The sequence below is a fragment of the Streptomyces sp. NPDC041940 genome, assembly GCF_055589465.1.
In genome coordinates this window covers 134514-149836 of the sequence record NZ_JBVJBP010000012.1, presented here as the reverse complement: position 1 = coordinate 149836, position 15323 = coordinate 134514, and the positions used below count along the sequence as shown (strand labels likewise).

The following is a 15323-nucleotide window of genomic DNA, read 5'->3' as shown; positions in this document are numbered from 1 at the left end:
CGGGTGATCACGCGAGAGCGGTTCCACGGATCGCCCGGCCCGCCAGGACGTCCGTGCGCCGGCCGTCCTCGATCACGAAGCGGCCGTCGACCAGGACGTACGGGATGCCCGTCGGGAGCGTGCGGGGTTCAGAGAAGGTGGACCCCGCCGCCACCGTCGCCGGATCGAAGAGGACCAGGTCCGCGACATACCCCTCGCGTACCAGGCCCCGGTCCGGCAGTCGCAGCCGGGCCGCCGGGCGTGCGGTGAGGTGCGCGACGCACTCCTCCAGCGACAGCACCCCCAACTCCCGCACGTAGTGCCCCAGGTAGTGCGGGAACGTGCCGTAGGCGCGCGGGTGCGGCTTCGCGCCCTGGAGGATGCCGTCCGAGCCGCCGGTGTGCACCCGGTGGCGCATGATCGCCCGGACGTTCTCCTCGTGGCCGACGTGCTGGAGGATCGTCGGGGCCAGCCGGTCCGCCAGCAGCAGCCCGCGCGCGGTCGCCCAGGGGGCCTCGCCCCGCACGTCCGCCGACTCCCGGACCGTCCGGCCGACGAACTCCGCCAGGGCCGGATCGCCCACGCCCGAGATCTCGATGGTGTCCCACTCGATGGGCACGCCGTGACAGCCGTCCGAGCCCGTGACCTCCAGGTCGTGGCGGATCCGCTCGGCCGTCTCCTCGTCCGCCAGCCGCTTCAGGGCCTGCTCGGGGCCGCCCTCGTTCGCCCAGCTCGGCAGCATGGCCGCCAGCGTCGTGCAGCCCGGCGTGTAGGGGTAGGTGTCGAGGCTGATGTCGGCCCCGGCCGCCAGCGCCTCGTCCAGGAGGGACAGCAGCTCCGGTGCCCGGCCCTTGTTCACGCCGAAGTTCATGGTGGCGTGGGCGAGATGCAGCGAGCAGCCCGCCTCCCGTGTCAGGGCGACCATCTCCCGGTACGCCTCCAGGGCGCCCGCGCCGTAGGAGCGGTGGTGCGGGCAGTAGTAGCCGCCGTACGACGCCACCACCCGGCACAGCTCGGTCAGTTCGGCGTCCTTGGCGTACATGCCGGGCGTGTACGTCAGCCCGGACGACATGCCGACCGCGCCCTGCTCCATGCCCTCGGCGACCAGCCGCCGCATCCGGTCCAGCTCTTCGGGGGTCGCCTCGCGGTCCTCCCAGCCGACGGCGAGCGCGCGCACCGTGCCCTGGGGGATCAGATAGGCCGCGTTGACCGCGATCCCCCGGTCCAGCCGGTCCAGATACTCGCCCACAGAGCGCCAGTCGAAGTCGATGTCGTCACCGGAGCCGTTCCACCCGGCGATCGCCCGGCGCACCTCGCCGAGCGTACGGTCGTCGACCGGCGCGTACGACAGTCCGTCCTGGCCGATGACCTCCAGGGTGACGCCCTGCGCGGCCTTGGCGCTGTGGTCGGGGTCGCGCAGCAGGGCCAGGTCGCTGTGGGCGTGCATGTCGACGAAGCCGGGGGAGAGGACGAGACCCTCCGCGTCCAGCTCCCGGCGCGCCCGAGGCCGCTGGCAGCCGGCCGCCGCGGCCTCCTTGACGATCGACACGATCCGGCCGCCGTCGACCACGACATCGGCCCGGTACGAGGGTCCGCCGGAGCCGTCCACGACCTCCGCGTCCCGGATGACGAGCTCTTCCATCGCGCGGGCCTCCTAGAAGAACGTACGGACGTAGTCGACGACCGTGCCGTCCGCCGCCACGACCGGGATCAGCTGCCACTTGTCGAACGACGTGCACGGATGGGACAGCCCGAGACCGACCCAGTCCCCGACCTCCAGATCCGCCTCCGGCGTGGTGCTCAGCCAGGCATGCTGGTCGGACAGGCCGGTCACCGACACCCCGGTGGCCGGGCGCTCGGCGCCGTCCCGTCGGACCACCTGGGCGAAGGGCAGATCGAGGTCGTAGGCCGCGTCCCGCTTGCCCGCGTTGACGAAGGCCTGCTCGGCGGAGGGCCGCGACACCACCTGCGTCCACAGGCGGAACGCCGGCTCCAGGGCGCCCTCCTCGGGGACCCGGTTGAAGGGGGTCAGCTTGCGGTAGTGGCCGTCGTCGTGGGAGACGTAGGCGCCCGAGCGCAGCAACTTCAGCACGGGACGCGAGAGTCCGGGGATCTCCGCGAAGACCTCGGCGACCGCGTCGAACCAGGCGCTGCCGCCCGCGCTGACGACGATCTCGTCCAGGCCCTCGAAGCGCCCCGCCTCGTCGAAGCCGGCGGCCAGCGCGACCAGCCGCCGCAGCCACGCCGTCACCCGCTCCTGGTCGGCCTTCGGCACCTCGCCCTCGTAGCCCGCGACACCGACGAGCCGCAGGGTCCGCGTGCGCGCCACCGCGTCCGCGACCGCCGCGCACTCCGCCTCCGTACGGACCCCGGTCCGGGCGCCCTCCCCGGCGGCGAGTTCGACGACGACGTCCACCGGCCGCACGGAACCGCCGAGGGCCGCGTCCATCAGCTCGACCCCGCGCACGGAGTCGACGTAGCAGACGAAGCGGAACTCCGGGTCGGCGTCCAGCTCGGCGGAGACCCAGCGCAGGGCCGCCGCGTCGACCAGCTCGTTGGCGAGGAAGATCCGCCGGGTCCCGAACGCGCGCGCCACCCGCGCCTGGTGGGGGACCGCCAGGGTGATGCCCCACGCCCCGTGCTCGACCTGCCGCTGGAAGAGCTGCGGCGCCATGGAGGTCTTGCCGTGCGGCGCGAAGGCCAGGCCGTGCCGGGCCGCGTACGTCTCCATGAGCCTCAGGTTGTGCTCCAGCCGCTCGGCGGACAGCGCGAGCACGGGCGTGGCGAAGCCGCCGGTGAAGAGGTTGCGGCGCTGGTCCGCCAGCTCGCGCACCGTCAGTCCGTCGGCGTCCGGCGGGAGGCCCTTGAAGCGGTGGTCGACGCGCTCGGCGGCGAGCCGGGCGAGGGACTCGGCGGCGGTGTCGGCTGGCATGGAGCCTCCTGATCAGCTGTGTTGCATTCTCTGCAATCTGCATTGCGTATGTCGCTGAACGCTGTCTAACATCTCGGCCACCCGCGGTCAATGAAACGGCCATCCACTGAACCGACCAGGAGCTACGAGCATCGTGACCCCCACCGGACCCTGCAACGCCCCCGACGTCGTGGACGTCGTCGCGCTCGGCGAGTCCATGGTCACGTTCCTGCCCTCCCGGCCGGGGCGGCTCGCCGACGTGCCCTCCTTCGAGCGGGGCATCGGCGGGGCGGAGTCCAACGTGGCGTGCGTGCTGGCCGCCGCCGGGCATTCCGTGCGGTGGGTGAGCCGGGTGGGCGACGACCCGTTCGGTGATCACCTGGTCGAGGCGATCGGCGGGCACGGGGTCGACGTGGCACACGTCCGGCGCGATCCCGGCCGGCCCACCGGCATCTACTTCCGCACCGCCGGGGACCGGGCCACCGACGCGCACGAGGTGGCGTACTACCGGGCCGGTTCCGCCGCGTCCGCGATGAGCGTGACGGACCCCGATCCGGCGGCGGTGCGCGCCGGGCGTGTGCTGCACCTCTCCGGGATCACGCCCGCGCTGTCCGCGAGCTGCCTGGAGCTGATGCGCGAGCTGACCGCCCGCCGGCCCGGCCGCCCCCTGGTCTCCTTCGACGTCAACCACCGGCCCGGACTGTGGGGCGACACCGACGCTCCCAAGGTACTGCGGGACCTCGCACGCGGCGCCGACCTCGTCTTCGTGGGACAGGACGAGGCCTGGGGGCTGCACAGCCCCGAGGCCGTCCGTGCCGCCCTCCCCGAACCCGACGTGCTGGTCGTCAAGCAGGGCGCCGCGGGAGCCACCGTCTTCGAGAAGCGGGACGTCACCTTCGTCTCCGCCCCCCGGGTCGACGTCGTCGCCGAGGTCGGCGCCGGCGACGCCTTCGCCGCCGGGTTCCTCTCCGCCACCCTGCGTGCCCTGCCCGTCCGGGACCGCCTGCGGCACGGGCATCTGATGGCCGCCGCCGCGCTCACCGTCCCCGGCGACCACGCCACACCACCTTCCCGGGAGCACGCCGACCGGCTCGCCGCCCTGGACGACGCGGCATGGGGGAGACTGCGACTCGGCCCGGGCTGGACCGCTCAGGCACAGCGGGCCGACGAGGAGGTACGTACGCCATGAGCCAGACCGTCGACCGCGCGCTGAGCATCCTGCCGCTGCTCGCCGAGGGCCCCGCCGACCTGGGGCAGGTCGCCGACCGCCTCGGCGTGCACAAGTCCACGGCCCTGCGCCTGCTGCGCACCCTCCACGAGCACGGCCTCGTCTACCGCCAGTCCGACCAGCGCTACCGCCTCGGCGCCCGCCTCTTCGCGCTCGCCCAGGAGGCGATGGAGAACCTCGACGTCCGCGAGATCGCCCATCCCCACCTGGTCCGCCTCAACGAGAGCTGCGGCCACACCGTGCACCTCGCGGTGTACGAGGAGAACGAGGTCCTCTACATCGACAAGGTCGAGAGCCGCTACCCCGTGCGGATGTACTCCCGGATCGGCAAGCCCGTCGCCATCACCGTCGCCGCGGTCGCGAAGCTGCTGCTCGCCGACCTGCCCGAGCACGAGCGGCGGGCCGTGGCCGAGAAGCTCGACTACCCCACGTACACGGCCCGTTCGACACCCAACGCCGGCGCGTTCCTGCGCGAGCTGGACAAGGTGCGCGAACAGGGCTGGGCCACCGACCTCGGCGGCCACGAGGAGTCCATCAACTGCGTCGCGGCGCCCATCCGCGGCGCCGACGGCCGGGTCGTCGCCGCGATGTCGGTCTCCGCGCCGAACGTCGTCGTCACCGCCGACGAACTCCTCACCCTCCTGCCGCTGGTGCGCCGTACGGCGGACGCCATCAGCGGGGAGTACTCCGGCAGAACACCAGTGAAGGGCACCGCATGACGGACAAGATCGCACTCACCCCCAAGACCCACACCACGCCGCCGGCGAAGTTCTCGCACGGTGTGAAGAAGGGCAACATCCTCCAGGTCGCCGGCCAGGTCGGCTTCCTGCCCGCCGAGGAGGGCAAGGCGCCCACGCCCGCCGGGCCGACCCTGCGCGAGCAGACCCTCCAGACCCTCGCCAACGTCAAGGCGATCCTCGAAGAGGGCGGCTCCGGCTGGGACGACGTGATGATGATCCGCGTCTACCTCACCGACGTCGACCACTTCGCCGAGATGAACGCGATCTACAACGCGTACTTCGAGGAGCAGGGCCTGACCCAGCCGCCCGCCGCGCGCACCACGGTCTACGTCGGCCTGCCCGCGGGTCTCCTCATCGAGATCGACGCGCTGGCCGTCCTCGGCTGACCCACCCCCCTTGTTTGTCTAGGCGCGGCGCCTTCGGTGCGCCGCGCCGCGCTCCCCCCTACCCAGAAGCCGCATGCATTTACGTAGAGGACCCCCGAATGTCCCTTCCGCTCGCCGCGTCCGCCCCTGCCGAGACCCCACCCCACACCGGAGGCCTGCTCCTCCTCGTGGACGGCACGGCCGGACTGCTGCTCACCGCCGCCCTCGGCATCGGGCTCCTGCTGTTCCTCATCATCAAGATGAGACTCCAGCCGTTCGTCGCGCTGCTCGCGGTCTCCATAGCCGTCGGCCTCGCGGCCGGTCTCTCGGTCACCGAACTCTTCGGCACGGTCCAGAAGTCGGACGCCGTCTCCACGATCGAGTCCGGCATGGGAGGCATCCTCGGCCATGTCGCGATCATCATCGGCCTGGGCACCATGCTCGGCGCGATCCTCGAAGTCAGCGGCGGCGCCGAGGTACTGGCGAGTCGCCTCCTCGGCCTGTTCGGCGAGAAGCGTGCCCCGCTCGCCATGGGCCTCACGGGCCTGATCTTCGGTATCCCGGTCTTCTTCGACGTCGGCATCTTCGTCCTGGCACCGATCGTCTACGCCGCCGCCAAGCGCTCGGGCAAGTCGATCCTGCTCTACTGCCTGCCCCTGCTCGCGGGCCTCTCCGTCACCCACGCCTTCCTGCCGCCGCACCCCGGCCCGGTGGCCGCGGCCGGTCTCCTCCACGTCGACCTCGGCTGGGTCATCCTCATGGGCGTCGTCTGCGGACTCCCCGCCGTGCTGGCCGCGTGGGCGTACTCGGCGTGGATCGGCCGCCGCATCTTCGTCGCCGTGCCGCAGGACATGGTCGAGGCGTCGGAGGAAGCCAAGCAGGCCGTCCTCGACGAGCAGCGGGCGACCGGCACCGAGCCGCGCGAGCAGCCGGTCTCCCTCGGCACGGTCCTCGGCATCATCGGCACGCCGCTGGTCCTGATCCTGGCCGCGACCTTCTCCTCGATCGCCCTCGACCCCTCCACGCTCCGCTCGGTGATCGAGTTCTTCGGCAACCCCTTCGTGGCGCTCACGCTCGCCCTGTTCCTCGCGTACTACCTGCTCGGCATCCGGCGCGGCTGGTCCCGCAAGTCCCTGGAGACGGTGTCCACGGCGTCCCTCAAGCCGGTCGGCAACATCCTGCTGGTCGTCGGCGCGGGCGGCGTCTTCGGCGCCGTCCTCAAGGCCAGCGGCGTCGCCCAGGCCCTCTCCGACACGTTCAACGACGTGGGCCTGCCGGTGCTCGTCCTCTCCTACCTGATCTCCGTGGTCCTGCGCGTCGCCCAGGGCTCGGCGACGGTCGCCATCGTCACGACGGCCGGCATCGTCGCCCCGCTGCTCTCCGAGGGCCACCACTCCCAGGCCTTCGTCGCCCTGGTCATCATGTCCATCTCGGCCGGCTCCATCTTCGCCTCGCACGTCAACGACGGCGGCTTCTGGATGGTGGCGAAGTACTTCGGCATCAGCGAGCGGGACACGCTCAAGACCTGGACCGTGCTGGAGAGTGTGCTGTCGGTCGCCGGGTTCGTGGTGGCGGCGGTTTTGAGCCTGTTCGTGTAGGCGTCTCATAACGATGCCGGGGCTGGTTGTGTGCGGCACAGGTTTGTCGACCATACTGCTCCGCTGTGGAGCAGCGCATAGGTTCGAGCAGCCAGCCCCTGGAAGGCGCCGGATTCGACCCGGCCTTCATCCCCGGGCTCACGTCACCCGCGTCCGGACGGACGAAGGACGAGGAGCCGGAGAAGGAGCCCGAGGTCGCGGAAGCCGAAGACGCCGAAGACACCGAAGCCGCCGACGACACGGAGGAGACCGAGGAAGCCGAGGGGGCCGAAGAGGCCGCCCCCGAGCCGGTGGAGGACGCCGCACCGGAAGGCGGTCCCGTCTTCGAGGCGTCCGACCGCCGCGCGAAACTGGTCGCCGACCACAGAGGCGTACGCCTCTTTCTGGACGACCAGGAGTGCGAGTTCCGCTGGGACGAGATCGGCGCGGTCGAGACGGAGACCGCCCGCTTCGGCAAGCGCTACACCGTCACCGTCCACACCCCTGACCGGCGCTGGTACCCGATCGAGATCGAGGCACCGGCCAGGAGCCGTTTCACGGAGTGGGACGCCCAGTTGGACGCGGTACTGGACGCCTACTTCGAGGAAGGCGCCGACTAGGCGCAGTACTGGCTTTCCTTGCCGATCGACCGGTACATGCAGTCCGCGTTCTCCAGCAGTTGCAGCACAGCGTCGCGGTTACGGGAGGTCTCCCGCTCGATCACCTCGTCGGGCGGGTAGAACCCACCTCCACCGGACCTCGGATACATCTCGAACGTGTACCCGAAGATCTTGTGCGTGCCCCAGAGGTAGTCGTCGATCGACCCGTCCGTGATGTACAGATCGCTCGACTGCTCCGCCGTGTAGCCGTTGCTCGCGGCCATCTTCTGACCGACCGTCTTGAAGGCCGCGTGGTCGTCCGCGGTCATCCCGGTCGTCGTGTCCGAGTACGTGTAGCCGAACGGCCACAGCACCAGCTCGCTGTACGTGTGGAAGTCGACACCGGCCCTGATCTGCTGCTTGCCGCCGACGATCCGGCTGCGCACGAAGTCGGCGACGACCTTCACCTCGGGCGCGGACTCCGCCGCCGTGCCCCGGTAGGTGTCGGAGGACGCCGAGCCGGAGGAGCCGCCGCAGCAGCCCCAGCGGTAGTTCCAGTTGCGGTTCAGGTCCGTGCCGACGTACGACGAACCCGAGTTGGGCTGGCGGTTCTTGCGCCACGAGCGGTACGACCCGGTGGCGATGTCGTACTCGCCGCCGTCCGGGTTGAGGTCCGGGACGATCCAGATCTCGCGGTTGTTCACCATGCTGGTGACGCGTGAGTCGGAACCGTAGTCGGAGGTCAGCTCGCGCAGCAGGTAGAGCGCCATCTCGACGGTCAGGTGCTCGCGGGCGTGCTGGTGGTGCGTGAACAGCACCTCCGGCTCGGCCTCGTCGGAGGCGACGTTGTCGCTGATCTTGAGGGCGACGATGTCCCGGCCCTGGTACGACTTGCCGATCACGCGCCGGCTCGCGATCGACGGGTTGGCCGAGACGATCGAGTTGATCTCGGCCGTCATCTCCGCGTAGTTGTGATACTTCGAGTCGGCGGACGGGAAGTCGAGGATCCGGACGTCGCCCTCGCCCCCGGACCGGTCGGGCACCGCGCCGAGCGCGGTGACCTCGTAGCCCAGCGCGCGCAGCTTCCTGATCTGGTCCGCGCGCCCTGAGACGACGACACCGTGGCCGTGGGACTCGTCCACGGTCACGCCCGTGCGCTGAAGTGCCGTGCGGTCCTTGGCCGTCGCGTGCAGATGGACCTCGTACTGCCTGACGTCGTCGGCCGAGGGGGCCGCCTTGGGGGCGCTGTCGGCGGTGGCGTCCGGAGCCGTCGCGGACAGGGGTGCCGCGAGGGCGAGTGCGAGAAGGGCGGCGAGGGCGGCGGTGCGTCTGCCGGTGCCGGGCCCGGAGCCTCGTATGCGAAGTCGCATGAAATCTCCTTGTGGGAGGTGGGGTTGTTCGTGCGACGTACGTAGTGCGGGTGGCGCACATCGTTCTGCCAATGGCATGAGCAGGTCAAGACTGAAAGCGGTCGCGCAGTGTACGCGTGCGGCGGGGCCGTCGAGGTGTCACCGGCGAAGTACACCCACGGGTGTGACTCGCGCGTGCATATATGTATGCGGCGGGGGAGAGTGAGGATCCGCGCAAGAGGAGCCGGACTGCCCGGATCCTCGGACCATACCCCCCAGAGGACTGGCTGATCATGGGCGGATCAGCGCCACGACGGGACAACCAGCTACCGGCCGAGACGACCAGCTTCGTCGACCGGCGTGGCGAACTGACCGAAGGCCGCGAACTGCTGGCCCGCGCACGGCTGGTGACGCTGACCGGACCGGGCGGCGTCGGCAAGACCCGGCTCGCCGCGCGCATCGCGGCCCGTGTGCGGCGCGCCTTCCCGGACGGCGTGCGCTTCGTGCACCTCTCCGGGGTGCACGACCCGGCGCTCGTCCCGCTCGCCGCCGCCGACGCGCTGGGGCTGCACGACCACTCCGCCCAGCCGCCGCTGGACGCCCTCGTCGAGCAGGTACGGGACCGGCGGCTGCTCCTCGTCGTCGACAACTGCGAGCATCTGGCGGACGCGTGCGCCCGGCTGGCCGCGGCCCTGCTGCACGGCACCGCGGGTGTCCGGATCCTCGCCACCAGCCGGCACCGGCTCGGCCTCACCGAGGAGCATCTGCTGGAGGTACGGCCGCTGCAGGTGCCCGACCCGGACGGCGACCTGTCCGCCGCCGAGGGGTATCCGGCCCTCACCCTCTTCGCCGACCGGGCCGCCGCCGTCGTCCCCGGCTTCCGCCTCACCCCCGGCAACCTCGCGTCCGTGGCCCGCCTCTGCCGCCGCCTGGACGGCCTGCCCCTGGCCATCGAACTCGCCGCCGTCCGGATGCGCGTCCTCGACGTCGACCAGCTCCTGGACCGCCTCGACGACCGCTACCGCTTCCTCACCACCGGCAGCCCCGCGGCCCTGCCCCGCCACCAGACCCTGCGGGCGGCGGTCGCCTGGTCCCACGACCTGTGCACCGGCCCCGAGCAGGTGGTCTGGGCCCGACTGTCGGTCCTGCCGGGCAGCTTCGACCTGGAGACGGCGGAGACGGTGTGCGCGGACCCGGACCCCGGGGAGGAAGACGCCGGGTGGGGAACGGCTCCGGCACCGGCCGGGGTTCTCCTGCCGGAGGACGCGACAGCCTTCGCCGACGCGGCCGCGCGGGGACTGGAGTCCGGAGAGCGCCCTCCCCCGACGCAGGCGCTCACGAGGCGCACGACTTTGCCCCCGCTCGACCCCGACCCCGCCGACGGCATCGCGCCACGCCCCGTACAACGCTGCCTGGCCGCTCCCCGCGCCGGTGACGGCCCTGGCGGCGGGACGCCGCGCCCGGCCGCGCCCGGCCCCGTTGGTGTGCCGCTGTCTCGGGGTGTGCCCGGGCCTGGCGGTGCGGTGTTGCCCTCGCCGGTGTCGTGTCCGGGCGGTGTGTCGCTGTCCCTGACCGCGTCCGGCTCTGGCGGTGTGAAGCCGTCCTCGGCGGTGCCCGGTCTCGGCGGTGCGACGTTGTCCTCGCCGGTGTCGTGTCCGGGTGGTGTGACGCTGTTCCTGGGCGTGCCGGGCCCGGTTGGTGTGCCGCTGTCTCTCGGCGGTCCGGGCCCCGGTGGTGTGCCGCCGTCTCTGGGCGTGTCCGGGCCCGGCGGTGCGGTGTTGCCCTCGCCCGTGCCGTGTTCGGGCGGTGTGCCGCTGTCCCCGACCGTGCCCGACTCCGGCGGTGTGTCACCGTCCCTGGCCGTGCCCGGCCCCAGCGGTGCGACGCTGCCCTCGCCCGTGCCGTGCCCGGGCGGTGCGCCGCCGTCCCTGACCGCGTCCGGCGCAGGCGGTGTGTCACAGTCCCCGGCCGTGCCCGGCCCCGGTTGTGTGCCTTTGCCCCTCGGCGTGCCGGGCCCCGTTGGTGTGCCGCTGTCTCGGGGCGTGCCCGACTCCGGTGATGTGACGCCGTCCCCGGCCGTGCCCGGCCCCGGCGGGGTCGCCGGGCACCCTGCCAGGGAAGCCGTGGACGCCGTAGGTGACTGGCATGACGGGGCCGGACCCGTCGTGGTCCGGGCCGATGAAGTTCTGGACGCCGTAGCCGGGCTCGTGGACAAGTCCGTGTTGGGTCGGGAGCCGGGGCCCGGTGGGGTGCGGTACACGATGCTCGACACGCTGCGGCAGTACGGGCTGGAGCGGTTGCGGCGGACGGTGGGGGAGGAGGGGGCCGCGCGGCGGCGGCAGCGGGACCGGATGCTGTGGCAGGCCGAGGAGTGCGAGCGGGGCTGGTTCGGGCCGGGGCAGCCGGAGACCGTCGCACGGCTGCGCGCCGACCGGGACAACCTGCGCGCCGCCCTCGACTTCAGCCTGTCCACCCCGGGCGAGGAACGCGCCGGACTGAGGCTCGCCGGCACCCTCTGGTTCTACTGGCACGCCTGCGGCGCCCCCCGCGAGGGCCTGTACTGGCTCGAACGGGCCCTCGCCGCGAGCCCCGAACCGACCCGGGAACGGGCCCGCGGCCTCTGGGTCGCCGGGCTGCTGGCCGCCACCACCCAGGACTTCCCCCGGGGCCGCCGCCAGGCCCGCGACGCCCTCGCTCTCGCCCGTGCCCTGGGCGACACCGCCGAGGCCGCCCACGCCGAGTACGTCATCGGCGTCATCCGGCTGTTCGGCGACGACCTGCCCGGCGCGCTGACGCACTTCGAAGCCACCGTCGCCCGCGGCCCCGTACCCGGCCAGCACCTGAGCCTCGTAGGCCTCGACCAGGTCGAACTCGCCTGCGCGCTGGGCTTCCTCGGCGAGGCCGACCGGGCCGTCGAGGTCTGCGAGCGGGCCCTGCGGCTGTGCGAGCGGCACGGCGAGCAGTGGGTGCGGTCGTACGTGCTGCGCATCCTCGCCCTCGCGCACACCGTGCGCCGCGACTGGCCCCGGGCCGAGCGGCACGCCCGCGAGGCCCTGCGGCTCAAACACGCCGTCCACGACATCATCGGCATGGCCCTGACCCTCGACCTGCTCGCGTCGATCGCCGCCGAACGCGGCGCCCACCGGCACGCGGCCCTGCTGATGGGCGGCGCCGACCGCGTCTGGGCCGACATCGACACCGGCCGTTGGGGCGCGCACACCCTCAACTCCGTACGCCGGGACAGCGAGGAGCGGGCCTGCCGGGCCCTGGGACGGGACGCGTTCGACCGGGCCCACCGGCGCGGCGGCGGCCTCGGCCTCGCGGAACTCGTCGGCCAGGCCCTCCAGGAGCCGGCCCGCCCGCGCCCCGGAGACACCCCGGCCCCGCACGAGGACACCGCGGTCCGCCTGACCCGCCGCGAGTCGGAGGTCGCCCGGCTGGTCGCCGAGGGCCTCGCCAACCAGCAGATCGCCGACCGCCTGGTGATCGCCCGCCGCACCGCCGAAGGCCATGTGGAACGCATCCTCAGCAAGCTCGGCTTCAGCAACCGCAGCCAGATCGCCGCCTGGGTGACGGCGCGGCGCTGACCCTCCCGCACCGGAACACCCACCCGTCTCCCGAGGGGAACACATGACCGTCCTACAGCCCTCCACACCGGCCCCGTTCGACCACCGCATGGCCGTCTTCGACTCCGACGAGGACTTCGTGGCCGCCGCCCTGCCCTTCCTCGGCGAAGGCCTCGCCGCCCCCGGCGAACCACCGCCCGTGGCCATCGCCGACCCCCGCAACCTGGACCTCCTCCGGGACGCCCTCGGCGGCGACGCCAAGGACGTCACCTGCATCCCGCACACCGACTGGTACACCGGCTCCGCCGCCAACGCCGTCGCCCGCGCCGCCGCCTACCTCGCCGCCCACGCGGGCCCGGGCGGCGGGATCCACCTCCTCATGGAGCCCGTGTGGAGCGGCCGCGCCGGCCGTTCGGCCCGCGAGACCACCGAGTGGATCCGCTACGAGGCCCTCGCCAACCCCCTCTTCGCCCCCATGGCCACCACCGCCCTGTGCGCGTACGACACCCGCACCGCCGGGCCCGCCGTCGTCGCCGCGGCCCGCCGCACCCACCCCGACACGGAGGTCTACGAGGACCCGGTACGGCTCACGGCCGAACTCGACGCCGTACCGCTGCCGCTGCCCCCGGTCGGCGCGCGGCACCTCGCGCAGCCGCACGCCGGGGCCGTCCAGTCCTGGGCGCAGGACCGCGGACTGCCCGCCGCGGACGCCGAGCTGTTCGCCACGGCCGTCGCGGAGACGGCTGCGGCCCTGGCCCCCCTCGACGGCACCGCCCTGCTGTGGGGCGAGGCACCCGCCTGCGTCTGCGAACTCCGCTCGGCCCGCCGTATCGACGACCCGCTCGCCGGCTTCGTCCCGCCACCCGCCACCGGCCCGGAACCCGGACCGGGCCTGTGGTACGCGCGCCAGGTGTGCGCGTACGTCGACATCCGCGACGACACCGAGGGAGCCACGGTCCGGCTCACGTACGCGTGACCTGCACAAGCAGGTAGGGGATCGGGTAGTCCTCCCCCTGCGCCGGACCACCCCCGTGGATCACCCTGGACCCATGCTGCAACTCTCCGGGCCCCACCTCCCGGACCCCGAGGCACGGTACGGTCCGTTCCCCCAGCCACCCCTGGGAGCGGGCCATCTGAGCGTCGAGTACGCGCCCCGGCCCTCCGCCGTCCGCGAGGCACGCGCGGAGGTCCGCAGGCAGTTGGAAGGCTGGGGGCTCGCGGAGCACGGTGAGGTGGCGGAGGTGGCCGAACTGCTCGTCGGCGAACTGGCCACCAACGCCCTGGTGCACGCCGGGAGCCGCTTCCGGCTGACCCTCTTCGCCGCGCACGGCGTCCTGCGCTGCGAGGTCGCCGACGAGGCGCGCCGGGTGCCGTGGGTGCTGGACGCGGGCACCGGGGAGAGCGGCCGTGGGATGTTCCTGGTGAACGCGCTCGCCCAACGCTGGGGCTGCCACCGGGACGGGCCGGGCAAGACCGTGTGGTTCGAGCTCGGTACGTGCGGGGCGGACGGCTGTGGTCGGCGACAGCCGTGACGCTCCGCTGGGTGGGCCATGGCGGCTGGTTGTTGCCGCCTTGGCCTGTTCCCGGGCCGCGGGTTCGTCGTGGTTGTTCGCGCAGTTCCCCGCGCCCCTGAGAGGGCGATTGCGCTCCTGCCCTCTTGTCGGGCCGGGGTCTTTGCGGTTTCTTGATCTGTATGGCCGAGACCACGGATCACACGGGTACGCAGCAGTCCCAGCCGCGTAAGGCGAGCTGGAAGTACATCGGGCCGGGCATCGTCGTCGCGGCGACCGGTGTCGGTGCCGGTGACCTGGTCGCCACGCTCATCGCGGGCAGCAACTTCGGCTACACCCTCCTGTGGGCCGCGATCATCGGCTGTCTGGTGAAGATCTCACTGGCCGAGGCGGCGGGCCGCTGGCATCTGTCCACGGGGCGCACCCTGTTCGACGGCTGGGCGAGCCTCGGCCGCTGGACCACGTGGTTCTTCGCCGTGTACGTCGTCGTCTGGGGCTTCGTCTACGGAGCGGCGGCGATGTCGTCGAGCGCGCTGCCGCTGCAGGCGCTGTTCCCGGACGTGATGGACCTGAAGTGGTGGGGCATCGCCTGCGGTCTGGTCGGTCTGGTCTTCGTCTGGTTCAACAAGTACGCGGTGTTCGAGAAGGTCATGACGGTCCTGGTGGGCGTCATGTTCGTGGTGACGGTGTATCTGGCCGTCCGCGTCACCCCGAACCTCCTCGACGCCTTCGCCGGTCTCCTCCCGGTCCTGCCCGACGAGAAGGACTCGATCCTCAACACCCTGGGCCTGATCGGCGGCGTCGGCGGCACGATCACGCTCGCGGCGTACGGCTACTGGGTCAACGCCAAGGGCTGGACCGACACCGGCTGGATGAAGGTCATGCGCCTGGACAACCGCGTCGCCTACGCCACGACCGGCATCTTCGTGATCGCCATGCTCTTCGTCGGCGCGGAGATGCTCCACTCGGCGAACATCGCGATCGCGAGCGGCGACAAGGGCCTGATCCAGCTCGGCGACATCCTGGAGGCGGAGTACGGAGCGGCTACGGCGAAGTTCTTCCTGGTCGGCTTCTTCGCCACGTCGTTCACCTCGCTGATCGGCGTCTGGCACGGCGTGAGCCTGATGTTCGCCGACTTCGTGGCCCGGCTGTCGGGCACGGGGCGGGCCAAGGGCGAGGAGGTCGCCTCGGGCCGACGCGAACGCTCCTGGCCCTTCCGCGCCTACCTCCTGTGGCTGACCTTCCCGCCGATGATCCTCCTCTTCGAGGGCCAGCCCTTCCGCCTGATCATCATCTACGGCGTCCTCGGCGCGGCCTTCCTGCCCTTCCTCGCCGGGACCCTGATCTGGCTGCTGAACTCCAGCCGTACGCCCAGGGAATGGCGCAACGGGCCGGTGAGCAACGCCATGCTCGCCATCGCGGGCCTGCTGTTCCTGGTCCTGTGCGTGAAGCAGATCTGGGACCAGCCGTGGGGGCAGTTCTTCTAGGCAGGGGGGGC

General features: G+C 72.2%; 12 protein-coding genes. 9 read left to right on the top strand and 3 right to left on the bottom strand.

From position 1 onward, the window contains the following. Positions 1–7: 7 nt before the first annotated feature. Positions 8–1621, bottom strand: a complete 1614-nt coding sequence (locus ACZ6I3_RS21555) for an N-acyl-D-amino-acid deacylase family protein (RefSeq protein ID WP_469416524.1) — start codon at positions 1619–1621, stop codon at positions 8–10. A 12-nt stretch (positions 1622–1633) separates the two neighbouring features. Further along, the gene (locus ACZ6I3_RS21550) at positions 1634–2911 is read right to left on the bottom strand and encodes an amino acid deaminase (protein ID WP_469416522.1); all 1278 of its coding nucleotides are present in this window, start codon (positions 2909–2911) and stop codon (positions 1634–1636) included. 133 nt (positions 2912–3044) lie between these two features. Between ACZ6I3_RS21550 and ACZ6I3_RS21545 the strand changes: the two genes are divergently transcribed. The 5 genes from ACZ6I3_RS21545 to ACZ6I3_RS21525 all read left to right on the top strand — a co-directional run bounded on the left by ACZ6I3_RS21545 (position 3045) and on the right by ACZ6I3_RS21525 (position 7420). Beyond that, on the top strand, positions 3045–4079 hold the full coding sequence (locus tag ACZ6I3_RS21545; RefSeq protein WP_469416520.1) for a sugar kinase: 1035 nt from the start codon (positions 3045–3047) through the stop codon (positions 4077–4079). Beyond that, positions 4076–4837, top strand: a complete 762-nt coding sequence (locus tag ACZ6I3_RS21540; protein ID WP_469416518.1) for an IclR family transcriptional regulator — start codon at positions 4076–4078, stop codon at positions 4835–4837. The genes ACZ6I3_RS21545 and ACZ6I3_RS21540 overlap by 4 nt, the downstream gene beginning before the upstream one ends. Further along, positions 4834–5244 (top strand): RidA family protein, encoded by a 411-nt coding sequence (locus ACZ6I3_RS21535; RefSeq protein WP_184591008.1) that lies wholly within the window; start codon positions 4834–4836, stop codon positions 5242–5244. The genes ACZ6I3_RS21540 and ACZ6I3_RS21535 overlap by 4 nt, the downstream gene beginning before the upstream one ends. A gap of 98 nt (positions 5245–5342) precedes the next feature. Continuing rightward, positions 5343–6821 carry a GntP family permease gene (locus ACZ6I3_RS21530; protein ID WP_469416516.1) on the top strand — a complete coding sequence of 493 codons (1479 nt, stop codon included), beginning with the start codon at positions 5343–5345 and terminating at the stop codon, positions 6819–6821. A 65-nt stretch (positions 6822–6886) separates the two neighbouring features. After that, on the top strand, positions 6887–7420 hold the full coding sequence (locus ACZ6I3_RS21525; protein ID WP_469416515.1) for a hypothetical protein: 534 nt from the start codon (positions 6887–6889) through the stop codon (positions 7418–7420). Here ACZ6I3_RS21525 and ACZ6I3_RS21520 read toward each other — a convergent pair. Further along, positions 7417–8769 (bottom strand): M14 family metallopeptidase, encoded by a 1353-nt coding sequence (locus ACZ6I3_RS21520; protein ID WP_469416513.1) that lies wholly within the window; start codon positions 8767–8769, stop codon positions 7417–7419. The genes ACZ6I3_RS21525 and ACZ6I3_RS21520 overlap by 4 nt on opposite strands. A 272-nt stretch (positions 8770–9041) precedes the next feature. Between ACZ6I3_RS21520 and ACZ6I3_RS21515 the strand changes: the two genes are divergently transcribed. The 4 genes from ACZ6I3_RS21515 (at position 9042) to ACZ6I3_RS21500 (ending at position 15312) form a co-directional block, all read left to right on the top strand. Then, positions 9042–12335: an ATP-binding protein gene (locus tag ACZ6I3_RS21515; RefSeq protein ID WP_469416512.1), complete on the top strand. Its 3294-nt coding sequence runs from the start codon at positions 9042–9044 to the stop codon at positions 12333–12335. Positions 12336–12378: 43 nt separating this feature from the next. Next, the gene (locus tag ACZ6I3_RS21510; RefSeq protein ID WP_469416510.1) at positions 12379–13290 is read left to right on the top strand and encodes an anti-sigma factor RsbA family regulatory protein; all 912 of its coding nucleotides are present in this window, start codon (positions 12379–12381) and stop codon (positions 13288–13290) included. A gap of 73 nt (positions 13291–13363) precedes the next feature. Continuing rightward, positions 13364–13846, top strand: coding sequence for an ATP-binding protein (locus ACZ6I3_RS21505; protein WP_469416509.1), 483 nt, complete (start codon positions 13364–13366; stop codon positions 13844–13846). 161 nt (positions 13847–14007) lie between these two features. Continuing rightward, a complete protein-coding gene (locus tag ACZ6I3_RS21500) occupies positions 14008–15312 on the top strand; it encodes an Nramp family divalent metal transporter (protein ID WP_469416507.1) in 1305 nt (434 codons plus the stop codon). The last annotated feature ends 11 nt before the right edge of the window (positions 15313–15323 follow it).

What these genes read in the sequence shown, in the direction of transcription:
- ACZ6I3_RS21520 (WP_469416513.1), bottom strand. Translation starts at nt 8,769, where the DNA reads ATGCGACTTCGCATACGAGGCTCCGGGCCCGGCACCGGCAGACGCACC.
- ACZ6I3_RS21530 (WP_469416516.1), top strand. Translation starts at nt 5,343, where the DNA reads ATGTCCCTTCCGCTCGCCGCGTCCGCCCCTGCCGAGACCCCACCCCAC.
- ACZ6I3_RS21500 (WP_469416507.1), top strand. Translation starts at nt 14,008, where the DNA reads ATGGCCGAGACCACGGATCACACGGGTACGCAGCAGTCCCAGCCGCGT.
- ACZ6I3_RS21515 (WP_469416512.1), top strand. Translation starts at nt 9,042, where the DNA reads ATGGGCGGATCAGCGCCACGACGGGACAACCAGCTACCGGCCGAGACG.
- ACZ6I3_RS21540 (WP_469416518.1), top strand. Translation starts at nt 4,076, where the DNA reads ATGAGCCAGACCGTCGACCGCGCGCTGAGCATCCTGCCGCTGCTCGCC.
- ACZ6I3_RS21510 (WP_469416510.1), top strand. Translation starts at nt 12,379, where the DNA reads ATGACCGTCCTACAGCCCTCCACACCGGCCCCGTTCGACCACCGCATG.
- ACZ6I3_RS21550 (WP_469416522.1), bottom strand. Translation starts at nt 2,911, where the DNA reads ATGCCAGCCGACACCGCCGCCGAGTCCCTCGCCCGGCTCGCCGCCGAG.
- ACZ6I3_RS21555 (WP_469416524.1), bottom strand. Translation starts at nt 1,621, where the DNA reads ATGGAAGAGCTCGTCATCCGGGACGCGGAGGTCGTGGACGGCTCCGGC.
- ACZ6I3_RS21505 (WP_469416509.1), top strand. Translation starts at nt 13,364, where the DNA reads ATGCTGCAACTCTCCGGGCCCCACCTCCCGGACCCCGAGGCACGGTAC.
- ACZ6I3_RS21535 (WP_184591008.1), top strand. Translation starts at nt 4,834, where the DNA reads ATGACGGACAAGATCGCACTCACCCCCAAGACCCACACCACGCCGCCG.